Below are 15,468 nucleotides of genomic sequence, written 5' to 3'. Positions count from 1 at the left end.
TGTACGGCAATAAACAAGGAAAATTATTTCAGCTTCACGAGATTCAGCGATTGTGAAATTGCGTTCACAGCCCCGTGAGCGGATTGCCATTTCCGCTCACGGGGCTGACCGGAATCTGGTTCTAATAATTATCCGAAATAATCATCTGGGCGGCCTTCTCGGCAATCATCAACGTGGGTGAGTTCGTGTTGCCGGAAGTGATTCCTGGCATGACCGAGGCATCGGCCACGCGCAGTCCCTGAATGCCGTTAAGTCGCAGACGCGGATCGACAATCGCTTCAGCATCTACACCCATTCGGCAGGTACCGACCGGATGGAAAATCGTGGTGCCGATATCGCCCGCTGCTTTTTCCAGCTGCTCCTGCGTTTCATAGCTTGGTCCGGGCTTGAATTCTTCCGGGCGATATTTCTGCAAAGGCGCCTGCGCCACGATATGACGGGTGAGGCGGATGGAATCGGCTGCAACACGGCGGTCGCTTTCTGCGGAAAGATAGTTCGGCTGGATTGCCGGTTGGGTCCGGTGATCAGGCGACTTGATGTGGATCGAACCGCGGCTGTCGGGGCGCAGATTACAGACGGATGCGGTAAAGGCCGGGAAGGGGTGGACGGCTTCACCGAATTTCTCAAGGCTCAATGGCTGCACATGATATTGCAGATTGGCCGTTTCATAGGATGGGTCCGAGCGGGTGAAAACACCGAGCTGGCTGGGTGCCATCGACATGGGGCCAGAGCGACGCAGGAAATATTCAAGCCCGATCATGGCTTTACCGAAGAGCTTGCTCGCCTTTTCATTGAGCGTTGGAATGCCGGTAACTTTATAAGCGCAGCGCAGTTGCAGATGATCCTGCAGATTTTCGCCCAGCTGTCTGCGTTCGAGTTTTACCGGAATGCCTGCCTTTTGCAGCACATCACCACGTCCTACGCCTGAAAGCTCCAATATCTGCGGTGAGCCGACGGCACCTGCTGCCAGAATAATCTCGCGTTTTGCTTTGACGGTTCGGGTTGTCCCATTCTGATCGAAAGTGACCCCGGTTGCGCGCAGTTCTTCGATCTCGATGCGACGAACATGGGCGCCGGTTTCAACGCGCAGGTTGGGGCGATCAAGGGCCGGGCGCAGAAAGGCTTTAGCCGTATTCCAGCGAATGCCGCGCTTCTGGTTGACCTTGAAATAGGACACACCTTCATTGTCACCGCGATTGAAATCGTCGGTTGCTGGAATCCCGGCAGCAACTGCTGCATCACGAAAAGCATCCAGAATATCCCAGTGCAGACGGGCATTTTCAACGCGCCATTCGCCACCTGCGCCATGCAGATCATCTGCGCCCGCGAAATTGTCTTCTGATTTTTTGAAGAAGGGCAACACGTCGTCCCAGCCCCAGCCGTCGCAACCGGCCTGTCGCCACAGATCATAATCGCGCGCCTGTCCGCGCATATAGATCATGCCATTGATGGAAGAACAGCCACCAAGCACCTTGCCGCGTGGATAGCCAAGTGAGCGTCCATTCAGGCCTGCTTCCGCTTCGGTGGTAAAACACCAGTCGGTGCGCGGATTGCCGATGCAATAGAGATAGCCGACGGGGATATGAATCCACGCGTAATTGTCTTTGCCGCCTGCTTCAAGCAGCAGCACGGAACGGTTCTTATCTGCGGAAAGGCGGTTCGCAAGGGCGCAGCCAGCCGTGCCCGCGCCAACCACGATGTAATCGTAGGTGTCGGTCATGATTTCATATCCAGTAAAAAGGTGGAGCCGCTATCTGATGAACATGCGGCTCCGGGAGTGCCGGTTATCCGAACAATTTCTTTCCAAGCCGCGATGCATAGAACTCGCCTACGATGCCTCTACGGAAGAGCAGAACGCAGGCCATGAAGATGACACCAGTGACGATTGTCACGGGGAAGTCCGAGGTTGCGAGATAGTTCTGAAGAGCGACTACGAAGGCTGCGCCGACGATAGGGCCGATCAGCGTTCCGATGCCGCCAAGCAGCGTCATCAGGATCACTTCGCCCGACATCTGCCAGCCCACATCGGTGAGTGTGGCAAACTGGAAGACAAGTGCCTTCATGCCGCCTGCAAGACCTGCAAGTGCTGCCGACATGACAAAGGCTGCAAGCTTGTAATGATTGACGGAATAGCCCAGCGACACGGCGCGGTTTTCGTTTTCGCGCACGGATTTAAGGATCATCCCGAATGGCGAATTGATGATGCGCCAGATCGCAAAGACCCCGATCACAAACACAGCCAGCACAAAATAATACATATTCATGGGCTGATTGAGGTCGATGAAGCCAAAGAGATAGCCGCGTGGCACACCCTGAAGACCATCTTCGCCGTGTGTAAAGGCTGCCTGCAGACAGAAGAAGAAGAACATCTGCGCCAGCGCCAGCGTGATCATCGTGGAATAGATGCCCTGACGACGAATAGCGAGATAGCCGATGATGAGGCCGAGACCCGCGGCTGTCAGCATACCAAGCAGGATGCCGATTTCGGGTGTTACACCCCATTCCTTGACCGCATGAGCCGTCACATAGGCAGCGCCGCCAAAGAAGGCTGCATGGCCAAATGACAGAATGCCGGTATAGCCGAGCAAGAGGTTGAAGGCTGAGGCAAAGAGCGCGAAGCACAGCATCTTCATCAGGAAGATCGGATAGACCATGAAGGGCGCTACGATCAATCCAGCAATGGCAATCGCCAGAACGACCGCCGAAAGGCTGTTGAGGGCCGGCGCTTTGGCCTGATGATTTGCCGTCGTTGCTTTGAGAACAGTATCAGTCATATCAGGCCTCCTTCCCGAACAGTCCGGCGGGTCGCACCAGAAGGACGATAGCCATGATAACGAAGATGACGATGCTGGAAGCTTCGGGATAGAACACCTTGGTCAAACCTTCTGCCAGCCCCAGCACATAGCCGGTGATGATAGCGCCAAGGATCGAACCCATTCCGCCGACCACGACCACGGCAAAGACCACGATGATGATGTTGGACCCCATCAGCGGGCTGACCTGATAGATGGGAGCCGCCAGAATTCCGGCAAAGCCAGCAAGAGCTGCACCCAACGCATAGGTGAAGGTGAGCAGCAGTGGCACATTGATGCCGAAAGCTTTGACCAGTGTGGGGTTTTCGGTTGCAGCACGCAGGTAAGCGCCGAGCTTGGTCTTTTCTATCAGCAGCCATGTGCCGATACAGATGACGAGTGACGCCACCACCACCCATGCGCGATAGTTTGGCAGGAACATGAAGCCGAGATTATTGCCGCCTGCAAGTGATGGCGGGACGGCATAGGGCTGACCGGCCGCACCATAATAATAGCGGAAAGTGCCTTCGATCACGAGCGCCAGACCAAAAGTGAACAGCAGGCCATAAAGCGGATCAAGATTATAGAGCCTTGAAAGCGCAACGCGTTCGATAATAGCGCCGCCCAGACCCACGATAAGTGGAGCGAGAATAAGCGCTGGCCAATAGCCGATGCCAAGGCCGCTCAAAAGCAGGTAGCCAACAAATGCGCCGAGCATATATTGCGCGCCATGGGCAAAGTTGATGATGCGCAAAAGCCCGAAAATAATCGCAAGGCCGAGGCTCAGCATGGCGTAGAAAGAGCCATTGATGAGGCCTACGAGCAACTGCCCAAGAAGCGCTTGCAAAGGTATTCCAAAAATCATTGTCATTGATTCAAACCCCCAGAGCTTGCGTGAGCGATGCCATCCGTGCTGGCAGCTCGGCGGTTGGGAAGTTTTCCGTCACCACACCATGATCCATCAGATAAAAGCGGTCCGCGACTTTGGCTGCAAAGCGGAAGTTCTGCTCGACCAGCAACACAGTCATGCCGCGCTTTTTAAGCTCCACCAGCACATCACCGATGCGCTGGATGATGACAGGCGCAAGCCCTTCGGTCGGCTCATCAAGCAGCATTACTTTCACGCCGGTACGCAGGATGCGGGCAATCGCCAGCATCTGCTGCTCGCCACCCGAAAGCTTGGTGCCGGGGCTGTTGCGGCGCTCATAGAGATTGGGGAAGAGCTCGTAAATCTCGTCGAGTGACATGGCTCCGCTGCCCTTGCCGACAACGGGCGGCAGCAGCAGGTTTTCATGCACGTTGAGCGTTGCAAAGATTCCGCGTTCTTCCGGCACAAAGCCAAGGCCCGTGCGGGCAATGCGATGCAGTGGCACGCGCAGAATGTCTTTGCCATCAAGCGTGATGGTGCCGGTCCGCTTGCGGATGATGCCCATGATCGCGCGCAGCGTTGTGGTCTTTCCGACGCCATTGCGACCCAAAAGCGTGATGGTTTCACCGGGCCAGATATCGAGATCGACGCCGTGCAGCGCATGGCTTTCGCCATACCAGGCATTAAGCCCGCGCACTGAGAGCAGGGGTTGGCCTCTATTCATGTTCAGTTCCCATGTAAGCGGTGCGGACGCGCTCGTCTTGTGCGACGGTGGCATAATTGCCCGATGCGAGGATTTCGCCGCGTTGCAGCACCGTGACGTGATGGGCGATGTCGGCCACCACTTTGAGATTGTGTTCGACCATCAGCACCGCACGATCTTTTGCTACATCGGTGATGAGGGCGGCAATGATGTGCACGTCTTCGTGCCCCATGCCTGCCATTGGCTCATCAAGCAGCAGCACTTTCGGATCGAGTGCCAGTGTGGTGGCGATTTCAAGCGCGCGCTTGCGGCCATAGGAAAGATCGGCGGCCAGCGCATGGCGGGCATCGCTAAGGCCCACGCGCTCAAGAAGATCAATCGCTTTTGCGTCGAGCTGATCCAGTGCAGACAGCGAACGCCAGAACTGCGTTGCCAGACCATTTGGGCGTTGAAGAGCGACCTTCACGTTTTCCAGCACCGTAAGATGCGGGAAGGTTGCGGAAATCTGGAACGAACGCACCAGACCCATCCGCGCTACCTTGGCAGGGTTGGTTTTGGTGATGTTTTCGCCAAGAAGCGTAATCTCGCCGCTTGTCGGCTGGAGGAATTTGGTGAGCAGGTTGAAAACGGTCGTCTTGCCTGCACCATTTGGCCCGATAAGGGCATGAACGCGGGCGTGCTCTACATCAAGATCGACATTCTTCACCGCATTAAAGCCGCCAAAAGATTTGCCAAGCCCACGAGCAGAAAGAACAATCCTCGACGGCTCTGCTTCTCGCAGAGCCGTAGTATTTTGAGTTGCTGTGTTCATGCCATCAGCCTCTTACTGCGTGACCAGAGGACAGCCGCTTTCTTCAGGCTTCAAATAGGCCTGATCGCCGGGGATGGTGGCCAGCACCTTATAATAGTCCCATGGTGCCTTGCTTTCGTCAGGCTTTTTCACTTCCATGAGATACATATCGTAGATCATGCGGCCATTGGCGCCGACCTTACCGTTGCGGGCGAAGACATCATTGACCGGCATTTCATGAAGCTTCTTGGCGACAGCTTCTGTCTCGTCTGTGCCTGCTTCCTTGATGGCTTTCAAATACTGAAGTACAGCCGAATAAGTGCCTGCCTGGATCATGTTCGGCATACGGCCGGTACGGTCGAAAAAGCGCTTGCTGAACTCGCGCGATTCATCGTCGCGATCCCAGTAGAAACCTTCAGTGAGCGTCAGGCCTTGTGCGGCTTCAAGGCCAAGTCCGTGAACTTCAGCTAACGTGAACAACAATGCCGCAAGGCGCTGACCACCGGCCACAATGCCGAATTCTGCAGCCTGTTTGATCGCATTGGATGTATCAAGGCCGGCATTGGCAAGGCCAACGACCTTTGCGCCCGATGACTGGGCCTGTAGCAGGAACGAGGAATAGTCGGTGGTGCTCAATGGATGGCGAACCGAGCCAAGAACTTTACCGCCTTTGGATTCAACGAATTTCGAGGTCTGCTCTTCCAGCGAATAACCGAAAGCATAGTCGGCTGTCAGGAAGTACCAGGTGTCGCCGCCCTGTTCGACGAGCGATCCGCCGGTGCCAACAGCCAGCGCGTGCGTGTCATAGGCCCAATGGAAACCATAAGGCGTGCATTGCTTGCCTGTGAGTTCTGATGTCGCCGCACCCGTATTGATGGTGATTTTCTTTTTGTCTTTGGAGAGCGCCTGAACGGCGAGACCCACGGAAGAGCTGGTCAGCTCCATAATGGCGTCGACCTGTTCGGTATCGTACCACTGACGAGCGATATTGGCTGCAACATCCGGCTTGTTCTGATGGTCGGCAGTGATGATTTCAATCGGCGCATCCAGCACCTTGCCGCCGAAATCTTCGGCAGCCATTTTTGCAGCTTCAAACGACCACTTGCCGCCGAAGTCCGCATAAACACCCGATTGGTCGTTCAGGATGCCGATCTTGACTTTGCCGTCGGATACTTCTGCTGCAGATGAAATTGCGGTTGCAGCCAAAAGTGCAGCCGTAGCAAGTGCAAAAAGTTTCATTCAGTGCTCCTCCCAAAAAGCTTGTGTCCGTCGCGATAGAATCGAACGGTATCCTCCGTTAGAGCGCGTTTCGATCTGACAGGATCAGACTGGCGCTCTCATTGTTTGTTCTAACGTGCACCTTTTTCCGAAAACCGTTCACATTTTTCGGGATGCCCTCTGAAGCAGTCTTCTCAGACCGGGTTGGCAATCTTCCTCATGATTGCACATCCCTCTGCTTCTGCCCGATTTTGTTCCTCCGGTCGGGCTGTTCTTGAGAACGGTAGCATTGACAAATGCGTACAAGAATAACAATTTTTGAACATCGTCTGTTCAAAAACGTACAGAACTCGGCTAACGGGCGATGGCTATCTTTTGGGAGGAAGAGATGCGGCAGTTTACATGGGATGATCTGCAGTATTTTCTGGCGGTTGCACGGACCGGCCAGCTTTCTACCGCAGCAAGACAATTGCGCACCAGTCACGTCACGGTGCTGCGGCGGATTGATCGTCTGGAGCAGGCGCTTGCAACCAAGTTGTTTGAGCGCAATCCGCGCGGCTATCTGCTGACGCCGATGGGCGAACGACTGGTTGAACCTGCGGAGGTGATGGAGCGCGAGGCGCTGAAGTTCCAGACAGAAGCCACAGGAAGTTTCTCGGCACTGTCAGGTGTGGTGCGGCTTTCAACCCTTGAAGGCTTCGGTAATTTCTTTCTGGCCGATCGCCTGCCGGTGCTGGCGCAATCCTATCCCAGCCTTTCCGTAGAGGTTGTGACGATTCAGCAGATCATGTCGTTGTCGCGTCGCGAGGCCGAATTATCGATCACGCTGCATATGCCTCGCACCGGGCCGTATCACAGTGAAAAGCTGACGTCTTATCGTCTGTTTATATATGGTCATCGGGATTATCTGAACTGCCATCCGCCGATAAGGTCGCGAGAGGATCTGTCTCGACATCCCTTTATCGGCTATATCGACGACATGGTGTTCACGCCCGGTCTGGACTATATGCGCGAGATATTGCCCGGACAGCGCTGTAACTATCAAAGTTCAAGTATTCACGCACAACTGACCGCCACACAAACGGGTTATGGGCTTTGCGTGCTTCCATATTACATAGCCGATATGCATTCCGAGCTGGTGCCGGTGTTGCCAAAGGAAATGCATCTTGAACGCGAATATTGGATGAATTGCCATGTGGATGTCATGGCCGCGCCGCGTATCAGAGTGATCAGTGATTTTATGCTTGGTGCGGTGCGTGAGGCATCGGCAAATTTTTTAGGCGAGAGCCTTCTTCGATTTTAAAGTAATCCGCCACCAATTGCGTAAATGCAGGTGATGATAAGTGCGCTAAAGCCAAAGCCAATAATGAATAGATTAAGTGTTCGCAATTTCCCCTCCCATTGCAACCCGGGCGGTTTATGTGCGACTTGGACGGGAATGTCTACTCTAAATTGTATCGATCCAAACTAAAGTTGTATTTCCTACATTGCAGCCTGTTCATAAGTGACATCGCGGCGATACCTGTAAATTTTAGGGGTATTCTCCGCATTTAAATGGATTGAATTGGTGTCAGGGAAGTTAGACCGGGCCGTCGTCGAGACGAAAACCCGGCCTAAAGATTCGATAATTGAAAACTGTTAGCGCTGCTTCGCCAGTCCCTGTTCGCGCATCTGGCTCAGCGTCATCTTGGGCGAAAGCGCTTCCGGATCGATGCGGATTTCAATCAAACCCGGCTTGCCCGATTGTTCACACCGCTGGAAAGCTTCCGCAAAATCTGCGGTTTTTTCCACCGTTTCTCCATGCAGGCCATAGGCGCGGGCAAGCGCTGCAAAATCAGGATTTGCAAGGCCAGTACCGGAAACGCGACCCGGATAGGTGCGTTCCTGATGCATACGGATGGTGCCATACATGCCGTTATTGACGACGATGAAAATCGCATTGGCACCATATTGAGCAGCCGTTGCGAGTTCCTGACCGTTCATCAAAAAACAGCCGTCACCAGCAAAACAGACGACGGTTCGCTCCGGTGCCGTCAGCTTGGCAGAAACCGCTGCAGGCACGCCATAGCCCATTGAACCATTGGTTGGCGCCAACTGGCTGCGATAGGTGCGATACTGATAGAAGCGGTGCGGCCATGCCGAATAATTGCCAGCGCCATTGGTGATGATGGCATCATCAGTGAGATGCGCGCGCAGCCATTCCATGATCTCGCCCATCTGAACGTCACCGGGAATTGTCGGCGTTTTCAGATTGTCGCGATAGTCGGCATTGGCGCTTTCAGCCCATGCTTTGAAGCCGGGATTGGCGATAGGCTCAAGCTTTGAAGCTGCTTTGGTGAAGGCCGCCATACTGGCATTGATTGGAATATCAGCATGATAGACACGGCCAAGTTCTTCCGCACCCGGATGGACATGGATGAGCTTCTGCTTTGGAACAGGGATATTGATAAGCTCGTAGCCCTGCGTGGTCATCTCGCCAAGGCGCGCGCCCACGACCAGCAAAAGGTCTGAGTCTTTAACCCGCGCTGCAAGTTTCGGGCTGATAGATGTTCCCATTTCACCGGCATAAAGCGGATGATGATTGTCGAACATATCCTGACAGCGGAAGGATGCTGCAACAGGCAGCGACATGTTTTCAGCGAATGTTTGAAGGTCGCGAACCGCTTGCGCATTCCAGCCGCCGCCACCGACGATCATCAGTGGCCGCTCGGCCTTTTCGAGAAGCGACTTCATTTCCTGTAACTGATCGCTTCCCGGATGCATCTCGACATGCTTGTAAGCCGGTGCATCACTGACGGTTGCGTGCGATGTCAGCATATCTTCGGGCAGGGCGATGACCACAGGGCCAGGGCGCCCGTTGACTGCGCGATGGAAAGCCTGACTGACCAGTTCCGGGATACGGGCGGGATCATCGATCTGCACCACCCATTTGGCCATCTGGCCGAACATGCGGCGATAATCAACTTCCTGAAATGCCTCACGTTCCACCTGATCGCTTGCGACCTGTCCTATGAACAGAAGCATCGGTGTGGAATCCTGAAAGGCGGTATGAACGCCGACGGAGGCATTCGTCGCACCGGGGCCGCGCGTGACAAAGCAGATGCCGGGCTTGCCGGTCAGCTTGCCATAGGCTTCCGCCATGTAAGCAGCACCGCCTTCCTGACGGCAGACAATCAAATCAATCTGTTCGCTTACGTCATGAAACGCATCCAGCGCTGCAAGGTAACTTTCGCCGGGCACGCAGAAAACGCGGTCGACGCCATGAATGCCGAGTGCATCCACCAGTATCTGACCGCCATTGCGTGTGTTGGAGTTGGTCGTGGATTTGTGCATTTCCTAACCCTCAAAATGTCTGAACGACTTTGGCGCGCATGCGCTCTATTTCGGAGGCATACGCAGCGCACCATCGAGCCGTATGGTTTCGCCGTTGAGCATGCTGTTTTCGATAATATGCAGCGCGAGTGCCGCATATTCGTCTGGCCGACCCAGACGCGGGGGGAAAGGAACCATTTGGCCCAGCGCATCCTGTGCAGGTTGCGGCAGGCCTTTGAGCATGGGGGTTTCAAAAATACCGGGCGCGATGGCGCATACCCGAATGCCAAGCGGGGCTAATTCACGCGCAGCAGGCAGGGTCAGACCAACGATACCGCCTTTAGACGCCGCATAGGCTGTCTGGCCGATCTGGCCGTCAAAGGCCGCAACCGATGCCGTATTAATGACAACGCCGCGCTCGCCCGTTGGCAGGGCTTCGCTTTTGGATGCGACATCGGCAAAAAGCCGCAGCAGATTGAACGAGCCGATCAGGTTGATTTCAACAGCGCGACGGAAATCATCAAGCGGCATGACGCTGCCATCACGCGCCAGCATTTTCTTTGCTGGTGCCACGCCCGCGCAATTGACCAGAATATGCGGTGATCCGAGCTTTTCGCCGATTGCCTTGAAGGCAGCTTCTGCACTCGCTGCGTCCGATACGTTGCATTGAATAGCGACGCCGCCAATCGCAGCTGCCACCGTATTTGCACCATCAATGTTGAAGTCGAGGATTGCAACTTTCGCACCCTTGGCTGCTAGAGCCTGTGCAGTTGCAGCACCAAGACCTGATGCACCACCGCTGACGATGGCGATTTTTCCTTCAATATCCATTTGTTCCCCCGCTTAAAGTGCTTCCAGCGCAATGGCAGTTGCCTCGCCACCACCGATGCAGACAGAAGCCATTCCACGCTTAAGATCGTTCTGCTTCATGGCATGAAGCAGCGTGACGATGATGCGTGCGCCAGAGCAGCCAATCGGATGGCCCATAGCGCAGGCACCGCCATGGATATTCACCTTGTCGGCGGGGAGGTCGAGTTCCTGCATTGCAGCCATAACAACAACTGCGAAAGCTTCATTGATTTCAAACAAATCAACGTCGCGTGCATTCCAGCCGGTTTTGTCGAAGAGTTTCCTCATCGCAAAAATCGGGGCCGTGGTGAAAAGGGCAGGCTGTTGTGCCTGGCTTGCATGACCGCGAATAATGGCAAGCGGTTCTATGCCAAGTTTTTCAGCTTTGGACAGGCGCATCAGGGTAAGCGATGCCGCACCATCAGAAATCGATGAGGAATTGGCGGCTGTGATTGTGCCGCCTTCGCGGAAAGCAGGCTTGAGGTTTGGTATTTTTTCAGGCTTTGCGCGGGTTGGCTGCTCATCGCGGTCAAGCTCTGCAACATTGACCAGCTCTTTCGCGAAAGAACCCGCTTCGGTGGCTTTGAGTGAACGCGAAAGTGAGCGGAGGGCAAATTCGTCCTGCTGCTGACGCGTGAACTGGTATTGGTCGGCGGTTTCTTCCGCGAAAGTTCCCATGGCGCGGCCTTTGTCATAGGCGTCTTCGAGGCCGTCGAGGAACATGTGATCGTAGATTTTGCCGTGGCCCATGCGATAGCCACCGCGCGCCTTTTCAAGCAGATAAGGTGCATTGGTCATGCTTTCCATGCCGCCAGCAACCACAATGTCCGCACTTCCTGCGGAAATGAGATCGGCGCCCAGCATGACGGTCTTCATGCCCGATCCGCAAACCTTGTTGATGGTCGAGCAGGGCACTGTCTGCGGGAGACCGGCATGAATTGCGGCCTGACGTCCGGGTGCCTGTCCCAGCCCTGCGGGCAACACACAGCCCATAAGCACTTCGTCGATCTGATCAGGGCTAAGCTTAGCCCTGTGGACCGCTTCCTTGATTGTGACAGCGCCCAGCGCTGTTGCACTCTCCCCCTTGAGCGCGCCTTGAAAACTTCCGATCGGTGTTCGTACCGCACTGGCGATAACGATCGGATCTTTTGTTTCCGACATTTGTTTACTCCTCCAGTAAAGCACAGTGATAACAGCATAGCGGAGGCTGTGAAAACAGCTTAAACATCATGAGCAACACTCATGAACTCATGTCGTGGAGGTATGGATAAAATGAGCCAGAACAATTCAGGCAAAATCCGTGTGGGTATTGGCGGCTGGGCTTTTGAGGAGTGGGACAAGAGTTTCTATCCGGAAAAGCTCTCCAAAAAGCGTCAGCTCGAATATGCTTCGAGCAAGCTGACCTCCATCGAAATCAACAGTACCTATTATGGTCCGCAGAAGCCTGCGACTTTTGCCAAATGGCATGACGAAACGCCGGATGACTTCGTTTTTTCGCTCAAAGCACCGCGCTTTTCGACCAACAAACGTGTTTTGGCTGAAGCACGCGAGGGTATCGAGAAGTTCGTGACCGGTGGCCTTCTTGAGCTGAAAGACAAGCTCGGCGTCATCAACTGGCAGTTCATGGGCACGAAAAAATTCGATCCAGCCGACTTTGAAGCTTTCCTCAAGCTTCTGCCAAAACGTGTTGATGGGCGCGATCTGCGCCATGCTGTCGAAGTGCGTCACGACAGTTTCAATTCACCGGATTTCATCGCGTTGCTGCGGGAATATGGCGTTGCGGTGGTGATTGCGGGCGACAGCAAATTCGTGGAAATTGCCGACATGACCGCGCCTTTTGCCTATCTGCGCATCATGGGTACACAGGAAGACAAGAAGCTCGGTTACAGTGAGGGCGAGCTCGACCATTGGGCAGAGCGGGCCAAAGCAATAGCGGTTGGTCATGTGCCGGATAGTCTTAAAACCATCACACCACCGCTTGCCGACAATGTGGCGCGTGATGTCTATCTTTACGTTATCAGCGGCCATAAGGCGCATAACCCGCACGCTGCCATGGCCTTGATTGATCGTTTGAAATGATGGCTCTTACCATGCGTTGAATTATGTGAGTCCTGAGTCGATCATGTCGAAATTTGATACGTCTGCCCTTGAAGCCTTTGTTCGTCACATTCCCCAAAATTACAAAGGTCCGGGCGGCGTTGTTGCCGTTTTGAAGGACGGCGAGGTCGTGTTGCAGCACGCCTGGGGTTTTGCAGATCTTCGCACGCGCAAGCCGATGACGGTAGAAACGCGGATGCCGATCTGTTCGGTCAGCAAGCAGTTTACCTGTGGTGTGCTGCTTGATGCGGTGGGCGAGCCGGAGTTGCTCGATGATGCGCTTGAAGCCTATCTCGACAAGTTCGAAGGAGAGCGCCCCGCTGTTCGCGATCTCTGCAACAACCAGTCCGGTCTGCGCGATTATTGGGCGCTGACAGTTCTGTGTGGTGCCGATCCAGAAGGTGTGTTTCTGCCTGAACAGGCACAAAGTCTGTTGCGCCGCCTGAAGACCACACATTTTGAACCGGGTTCACATTACTCTTATTGCAACGGCAATTTCCGTATTCTTGCAGACCTCATCGAAGCGCATACCGGGCGCAGGCTGGTCGATCTTCTGTCTGAGCGGATATTCAAGCCTGCTGGCATGAAGCGTGCCGAGCTTATTCCCGACACGGCGCTGTTTGACGAATGTACGGGTTATGAAGGCGATACGGTTCGGGGCTTTCTGCCCGCAACCAATCGCATTCACTGGATGGGTGATGCCGGCATTTGTGCGTCGCTCAATGATATGATTGCCTGGGAGCAGTTCATCGATGCAACGCGCGATGAAGAACAGGGTCTCTATCGCCTGCTGAGCGGGCCGCAAACATTCAACGACGGTGCCGTGGCACCTTATGGCTTTGGCCTCAAATTTGAAGAAGCAGGCGGAAAGCGCCTGACAGGCCATGGTGGTGCATTGCGCGGCTGGCGCTGCCAGCGCTGGCATTGTGCGGATGAACGCCTCTCGACAATCGCCATGTTCAATTTTGAAGGCGGGGCTTCAGACGTTGCCTTCAAGCTGATGAATATTGCTTTGGGCGCATCGTCATCCGAAGTGTCGCGGTTGGAGGCTGATGCGGCATGGTTTGGCTCGTGGCTGGATGATGAAACAGGGCTGGTTCTGAGCCTTGAGGATGCCGGTCGTGGCCGCATGAAAGCGCGCTTTGGCACCGGGCCGGAAATGATGGATGTGGTGAGCGCGAATGAAGCGCGTTCGTCGATGACGACGATCCGGCGCGATGGCGATGTGATCGAGCTTGCCCGTGAGGATGAAAATCTCTGCCTGACGATGAGCCGCGTCAAAGGTGAAGCCCGGCAGGATATCATCGGTCGTTATCACAGCGATGAGCTTGATGCCGATCTGCTGCTGGTTTCCGAAGGAGGTGCGATCTATGGCGCTTTTGAAGGGTTCCTTGGCAAGAGCGATATGTACCCGCTTTATAGTGTCGGTGCTGATGTCTGGTTGATGCCTGTTCAGCGTTCGATGGACGCACCATCGCCCGGCGAGTGGAAGCTTGTTTTCCGCCGTGACGACAAGGGTGCGATAAAAGATTTGAGCGTCGGCTGCTGGCTTGCACGCGGAGTTGAATACAGGAGAATTCAGCCATGAGTGAACTGAAGGTCAGAACCCGTGAGACCGGAGCGGTCGCAGAGATGCCACATGGCAAATTGCCGACGATCACAACGCCGACGGGCGGCTCGGTGGAGATTGTCACCAGTGTCAGTCAGCCGGGGTTTAATCCGCTCGATCTGATCTATGCATCGGTTGCAGCCTGCATGGCGTTAAGTGCGCGCATTGCTGCCACCAAGCTCGAGTTGCGTGAAAAACTCACCGATGTTCGGGTGGAAGTAAAAGGCGATAAGGCACATGAAGGCCCGTCACGCATCGAACGATTCGATATAACATTCCATTTCGACGGCGATCTCACGGCAGATGAAAAGCATCGTCTTGCAGAGATGGCCGAGGAAATCTGCACCGTCAGCAATACGCTGCGTGGTGATCCGAAGTTCGATCTCAAGGTCTCTTAGGGCTTTCGCATTTAAACTGAATCAGTCGAAACGCTCGATCTTCTGGTTGTTCATCTGTCTTCCCAAATCGGTTTCCACTTGGGGAGAGAGGCCGTCGTATAGCGATTATATCGCGTCGCGGATGCGTTCCACGCCGAGTGTGATGACGCTTTCCATTGCGGCACGCGCTTTCAGGCGATCACGCGACGCAATTGCATGGGCGATGCGCAGATGATTGGCAGCGCACTCCGCAATGCCTTCCGGTGATGCGGCAGGCGAAGACAGCTGGAATGAAATAGCCAGTGCTGCTTCAATCAAACCGCTGACCGAACGCATGAACGGATTTCCAGACATGCGGGCGATTGCCAGGTGAAAATCCAGATCGACCTTGGCGATGGATTCCGGCGTATGCTTGGGATCGTCAAATTTTGCGGCCAAAGCATAGAGTTCAATGAGTTCGTCGCTGGTCGCATTTTGTGCGGCGGCAGCGGCGGCAGCGGGTTCAAGCGCCATACGCATTTCGGCCAGATGGTCGACGAACACTTCGTCGAAGCCTGCTTCAAAACGCCATGTCAGCACATCGGGATCGAAGAAATTCCAGGAGCTGGCACCCAGCACACGGGTTCCGACCTTGGCCTTGGGCTCGACCAGCCGCTTTGCTGCGAGCGTTTTCATGGCTTCTCGCAGAACGGTACGGGAAACGCCAAAGCGCAACGATAATTCGTTATCGCCCGGAAGTATGGAGCCTTCGGGAATGGTGCCCGCAACAATGCCGCGACCCAGTTCACCCACGACAACGGCGTGGCTGTTATGGCGCTTGCGTCCGGTTATGGCCGTTTCCAGTAATCCCAAT

The 15,468-nt window shown here is 54.8% G+C and carries 14 protein-coding genes; 4 read left to right on the top strand and 10 right to left on the bottom strand.

Translation table 11 applies throughout. The features are described from left to right. Positions 1 to 121: 121 nt before the first annotated feature. From ABWV94_RS12405 to ABWV94_RS12380, 6 genes are all read right to left on the bottom strand, one after another. Positions 122 to 1,720, bottom strand: a complete 1,599-nt coding sequence (locus ABWV94_RS12405) for a GMC family oxidoreductase (protein ID WP_064322446.1) — start codon at positions 1,718 to 1,720, stop codon at positions 122 to 124. A gap of 64 nt (positions 1,721 to 1,784) precedes the next feature. Then, positions 1,785 to 2,774, bottom strand: a complete 990-nt coding sequence (locus ABWV94_RS12400) for a branched-chain amino acid ABC transporter permease (RefSeq protein WP_113496303.1) — start codon at positions 2,772 to 2,774, stop codon at positions 1,785 to 1,787. A 1-nt stretch (position 2,775) separates the two neighbouring features. Beyond that, positions 2,776 to 3,663: a branched-chain amino acid ABC transporter permease gene (locus tag ABWV94_RS12395; protein WP_064320956.1), complete on the bottom strand. Its 888-nt coding sequence runs from the start codon at positions 3,661 to 3,663 to the stop codon at positions 2,776 to 2,778. A gap of 4 nt (positions 3,664 to 3,667) precedes the next feature. After that, positions 3,668 to 4,384 (bottom strand): ABC transporter ATP-binding protein, encoded by a 717-nt coding sequence (locus tag ABWV94_RS12390; RefSeq protein ID WP_064320955.1) that lies wholly within the window; start codon positions 4,382 to 4,384, stop codon positions 3,668 to 3,670. Beyond that, a complete protein-coding gene (locus ABWV94_RS12385; protein WP_079212202.1) occupies positions 4,377 to 5,174 on the bottom strand; it encodes an ABC transporter ATP-binding protein in 798 nt (265 codons plus the stop codon). Before ABWV94_RS12385 ends, ABWV94_RS12390 begins: the two co-directional genes overlap by 8 nt. A gap of 12 nt (positions 5,175 to 5,186) precedes the next feature. Next, on the bottom strand, positions 5,187 to 6,392 hold the full coding sequence (locus ABWV94_RS12380; RefSeq protein ID WP_007876288.1) for an ABC transporter substrate-binding protein: 1,206 nt from the start codon (positions 6,390 to 6,392) through the stop codon (positions 5,187 to 5,189). A gap of 367 nt (positions 6,393 to 6,759) precedes the next feature. Here ABWV94_RS12380 and ABWV94_RS12375 point away from each other — a divergent pair, with 367 nt between their 5' ends. Continuing rightward, the gene (locus ABWV94_RS12375; RefSeq protein ID WP_113496302.1) at positions 6,760 to 7,674 is read left to right on the top strand and encodes a LysR family transcriptional regulator; all 915 of its coding nucleotides are present in this window, start codon (positions 6,760 to 6,762) and stop codon (positions 7,672 to 7,674) included. A 335-nt stretch (positions 7,675 to 8,009) separates the two neighbouring features. Here ABWV94_RS12375 and ABWV94_RS12370 read toward each other — a convergent pair whose 3' ends face one another. Genes ABWV94_RS12370 through ABWV94_RS12360 form a run of 3 tightly spaced genes read right to left on the bottom strand, consistent with a single transcriptional unit; the run spans position 8,010 to position 11,693 of the window. Beyond that, entirely contained in the window at positions 8,010 to 9,704 is a 1,695-nt protein-coding gene (locus ABWV94_RS12370; RefSeq protein WP_113496301.1) for a thiamine pyrophosphate-binding protein, read from the bottom strand. Positions 9,705 to 9,749: 45 nt separating this feature from the next. Beyond that, on the bottom strand, positions 9,750 to 10,514 hold the full coding sequence (locus ABWV94_RS12365; RefSeq protein ID WP_113496300.1) for an SDR family oxidoreductase: 765 nt from the start codon (positions 10,512 to 10,514) through the stop codon (positions 9,750 to 9,752). Between the two features lie 12 nt (positions 10,515 to 10,526). Then, positions 10,527 to 11,693, bottom strand: coding sequence for an acetyl-CoA C-acyltransferase (locus tag ABWV94_RS12360; protein WP_113496299.1), 1,167 nt, complete (start codon positions 11,691 to 11,693; stop codon positions 10,527 to 10,529). 111 nt (positions 11,694 to 11,804) lie between these two features. Here ABWV94_RS12360 and ABWV94_RS12355 point away from each other — a divergent pair, with 111 nt between their 5' ends. From ABWV94_RS12355 to ABWV94_RS12345, 3 genes are read left to right on the top strand one after another with little or no spacing between them, the layout of a single operon-like run. Next, entirely contained in the window at positions 11,805 to 12,611 is an 807-nt protein-coding gene (locus tag ABWV94_RS12355) for a DUF72 domain-containing protein (protein WP_112812756.1), read from the top strand. 43 nt (positions 12,612 to 12,654) lie between these two features. After that, positions 12,655 to 14,217, top strand: a complete 1,563-nt coding sequence (locus ABWV94_RS12350) for a D-aminopeptidase (RefSeq protein ID WP_113496298.1) — start codon at positions 12,655 to 12,657, stop codon at positions 14,215 to 14,217. Next, positions 14,214 to 14,636, top strand: a complete 423-nt coding sequence (locus ABWV94_RS12345) for an OsmC family protein (RefSeq protein ID WP_064320948.1) — start codon at positions 14,214 to 14,216, stop codon at positions 14,634 to 14,636. Before ABWV94_RS12350 ends, ABWV94_RS12345 begins: the two co-directional genes overlap by 4 nt. A 105-nt stretch (positions 14,637 to 14,741) precedes the next feature. On the opposite strand, the gene ABWV94_RS12340 is transcribed toward ABWV94_RS12345, so the two are convergent. After that, positions 14,742 to 15,467: a FadR/GntR family transcriptional regulator gene (locus ABWV94_RS12340; RefSeq protein WP_007876268.1), complete on the bottom strand. Its 726-nt coding sequence runs from the start codon at positions 15,465 to 15,467 to the stop codon at positions 14,742 to 14,744. Position 15,468: the final 1 nt, after the last annotated feature.

Source organism: Brucella sp. NBRC 12953 (assembly GCF_040369775.1).
In the GTDB taxonomy this organism is placed as follows: Bacteria; Pseudomonadota; Alphaproteobacteria; order Rhizobiales; family Rhizobiaceae; genus Brucella; species Brucella pseudogrignonensis.
The sequence above is the reverse complement of the archived record's forward strand: the minus strand, read 5'-3'. Positions and strand labels throughout refer to the sequence as shown.

What these genes read in the sequence shown, in the direction of transcription:
- ABWV94_RS12370 (WP_113496301.1), bottom strand. Translation starts at nt 9,704, where the DNA reads ATGCACAAATCCACGACCAACTCCAACACACGCAATGGCGGTCAGATA.
- ABWV94_RS12385 (WP_079212202.1), bottom strand. Translation starts at nt 5,174, where the DNA reads ATGAACACAGCAACTCAAAATACTACGGCTCTGCGAGAAGCAGAGCCG.
- ABWV94_RS12350 (WP_113496298.1), top strand. Translation starts at nt 12,655, where the DNA reads ATGTCGAAATTTGATACGTCTGCCCTTGAAGCCTTTGTTCGTCACATT.
- ABWV94_RS12405 (WP_064322446.1), bottom strand. Translation starts at nt 1,720, where the DNA reads ATGACCGACACCTACGATTACATCGTGGTTGGCGCGGGCACGGCTGGC.
- ABWV94_RS12360 (WP_113496299.1), bottom strand. Translation starts at nt 11,693, where the DNA reads ATGTCGGAAACAAAAGATCCGATCGTTATCGCCAGTGCGGTACGAACA.
- ABWV94_RS12365 (WP_113496300.1), bottom strand. Translation starts at nt 10,514, where the DNA reads ATGGATATTGAAGGAAAAATCGCCATCGTCAGCGGTGGTGCATCAGGT.
- ABWV94_RS12375 (WP_113496302.1), top strand. Translation starts at nt 6,760, where the DNA reads ATGCGGCAGTTTACATGGGATGATCTGCAGTATTTTCTGGCGGTTGCA.
- ABWV94_RS12345 (WP_064320948.1), top strand. Translation starts at nt 14,214, where the DNA reads ATGAGTGAACTGAAGGTCAGAACCCGTGAGACCGGAGCGGTCGCAGAG.
- ABWV94_RS12400 (WP_113496303.1), bottom strand. Translation starts at nt 2,774, where the DNA reads ATGACTGATACTGTTCTCAAAGCAACGACGGCAAATCATCAGGCCAAA.
- ABWV94_RS12390 (WP_064320955.1), bottom strand. Translation starts at nt 4,384, where the DNA reads ATGAATAGAGGCCAACCCCTGCTCTCAGTGCGCGGGCTTAATGCCTGG.
- ABWV94_RS12355 (WP_112812756.1), top strand. Translation starts at nt 11,805, where the DNA reads ATGAGCCAGAACAATTCAGGCAAAATCCGTGTGGGTATTGGCGGCTGG.
- ABWV94_RS12380 (WP_007876288.1), bottom strand. Translation starts at nt 6,392, where the DNA reads ATGAAACTTTTTGCACTTGCTACGGCTGCACTTTTGGCTGCAACCGCA.
- ABWV94_RS12395 (WP_064320956.1), bottom strand. Translation starts at nt 3,663, where the DNA reads ATGACAATGATTTTTGGAATACCTTTGCAAGCGCTTCTTGGGCAGTTG.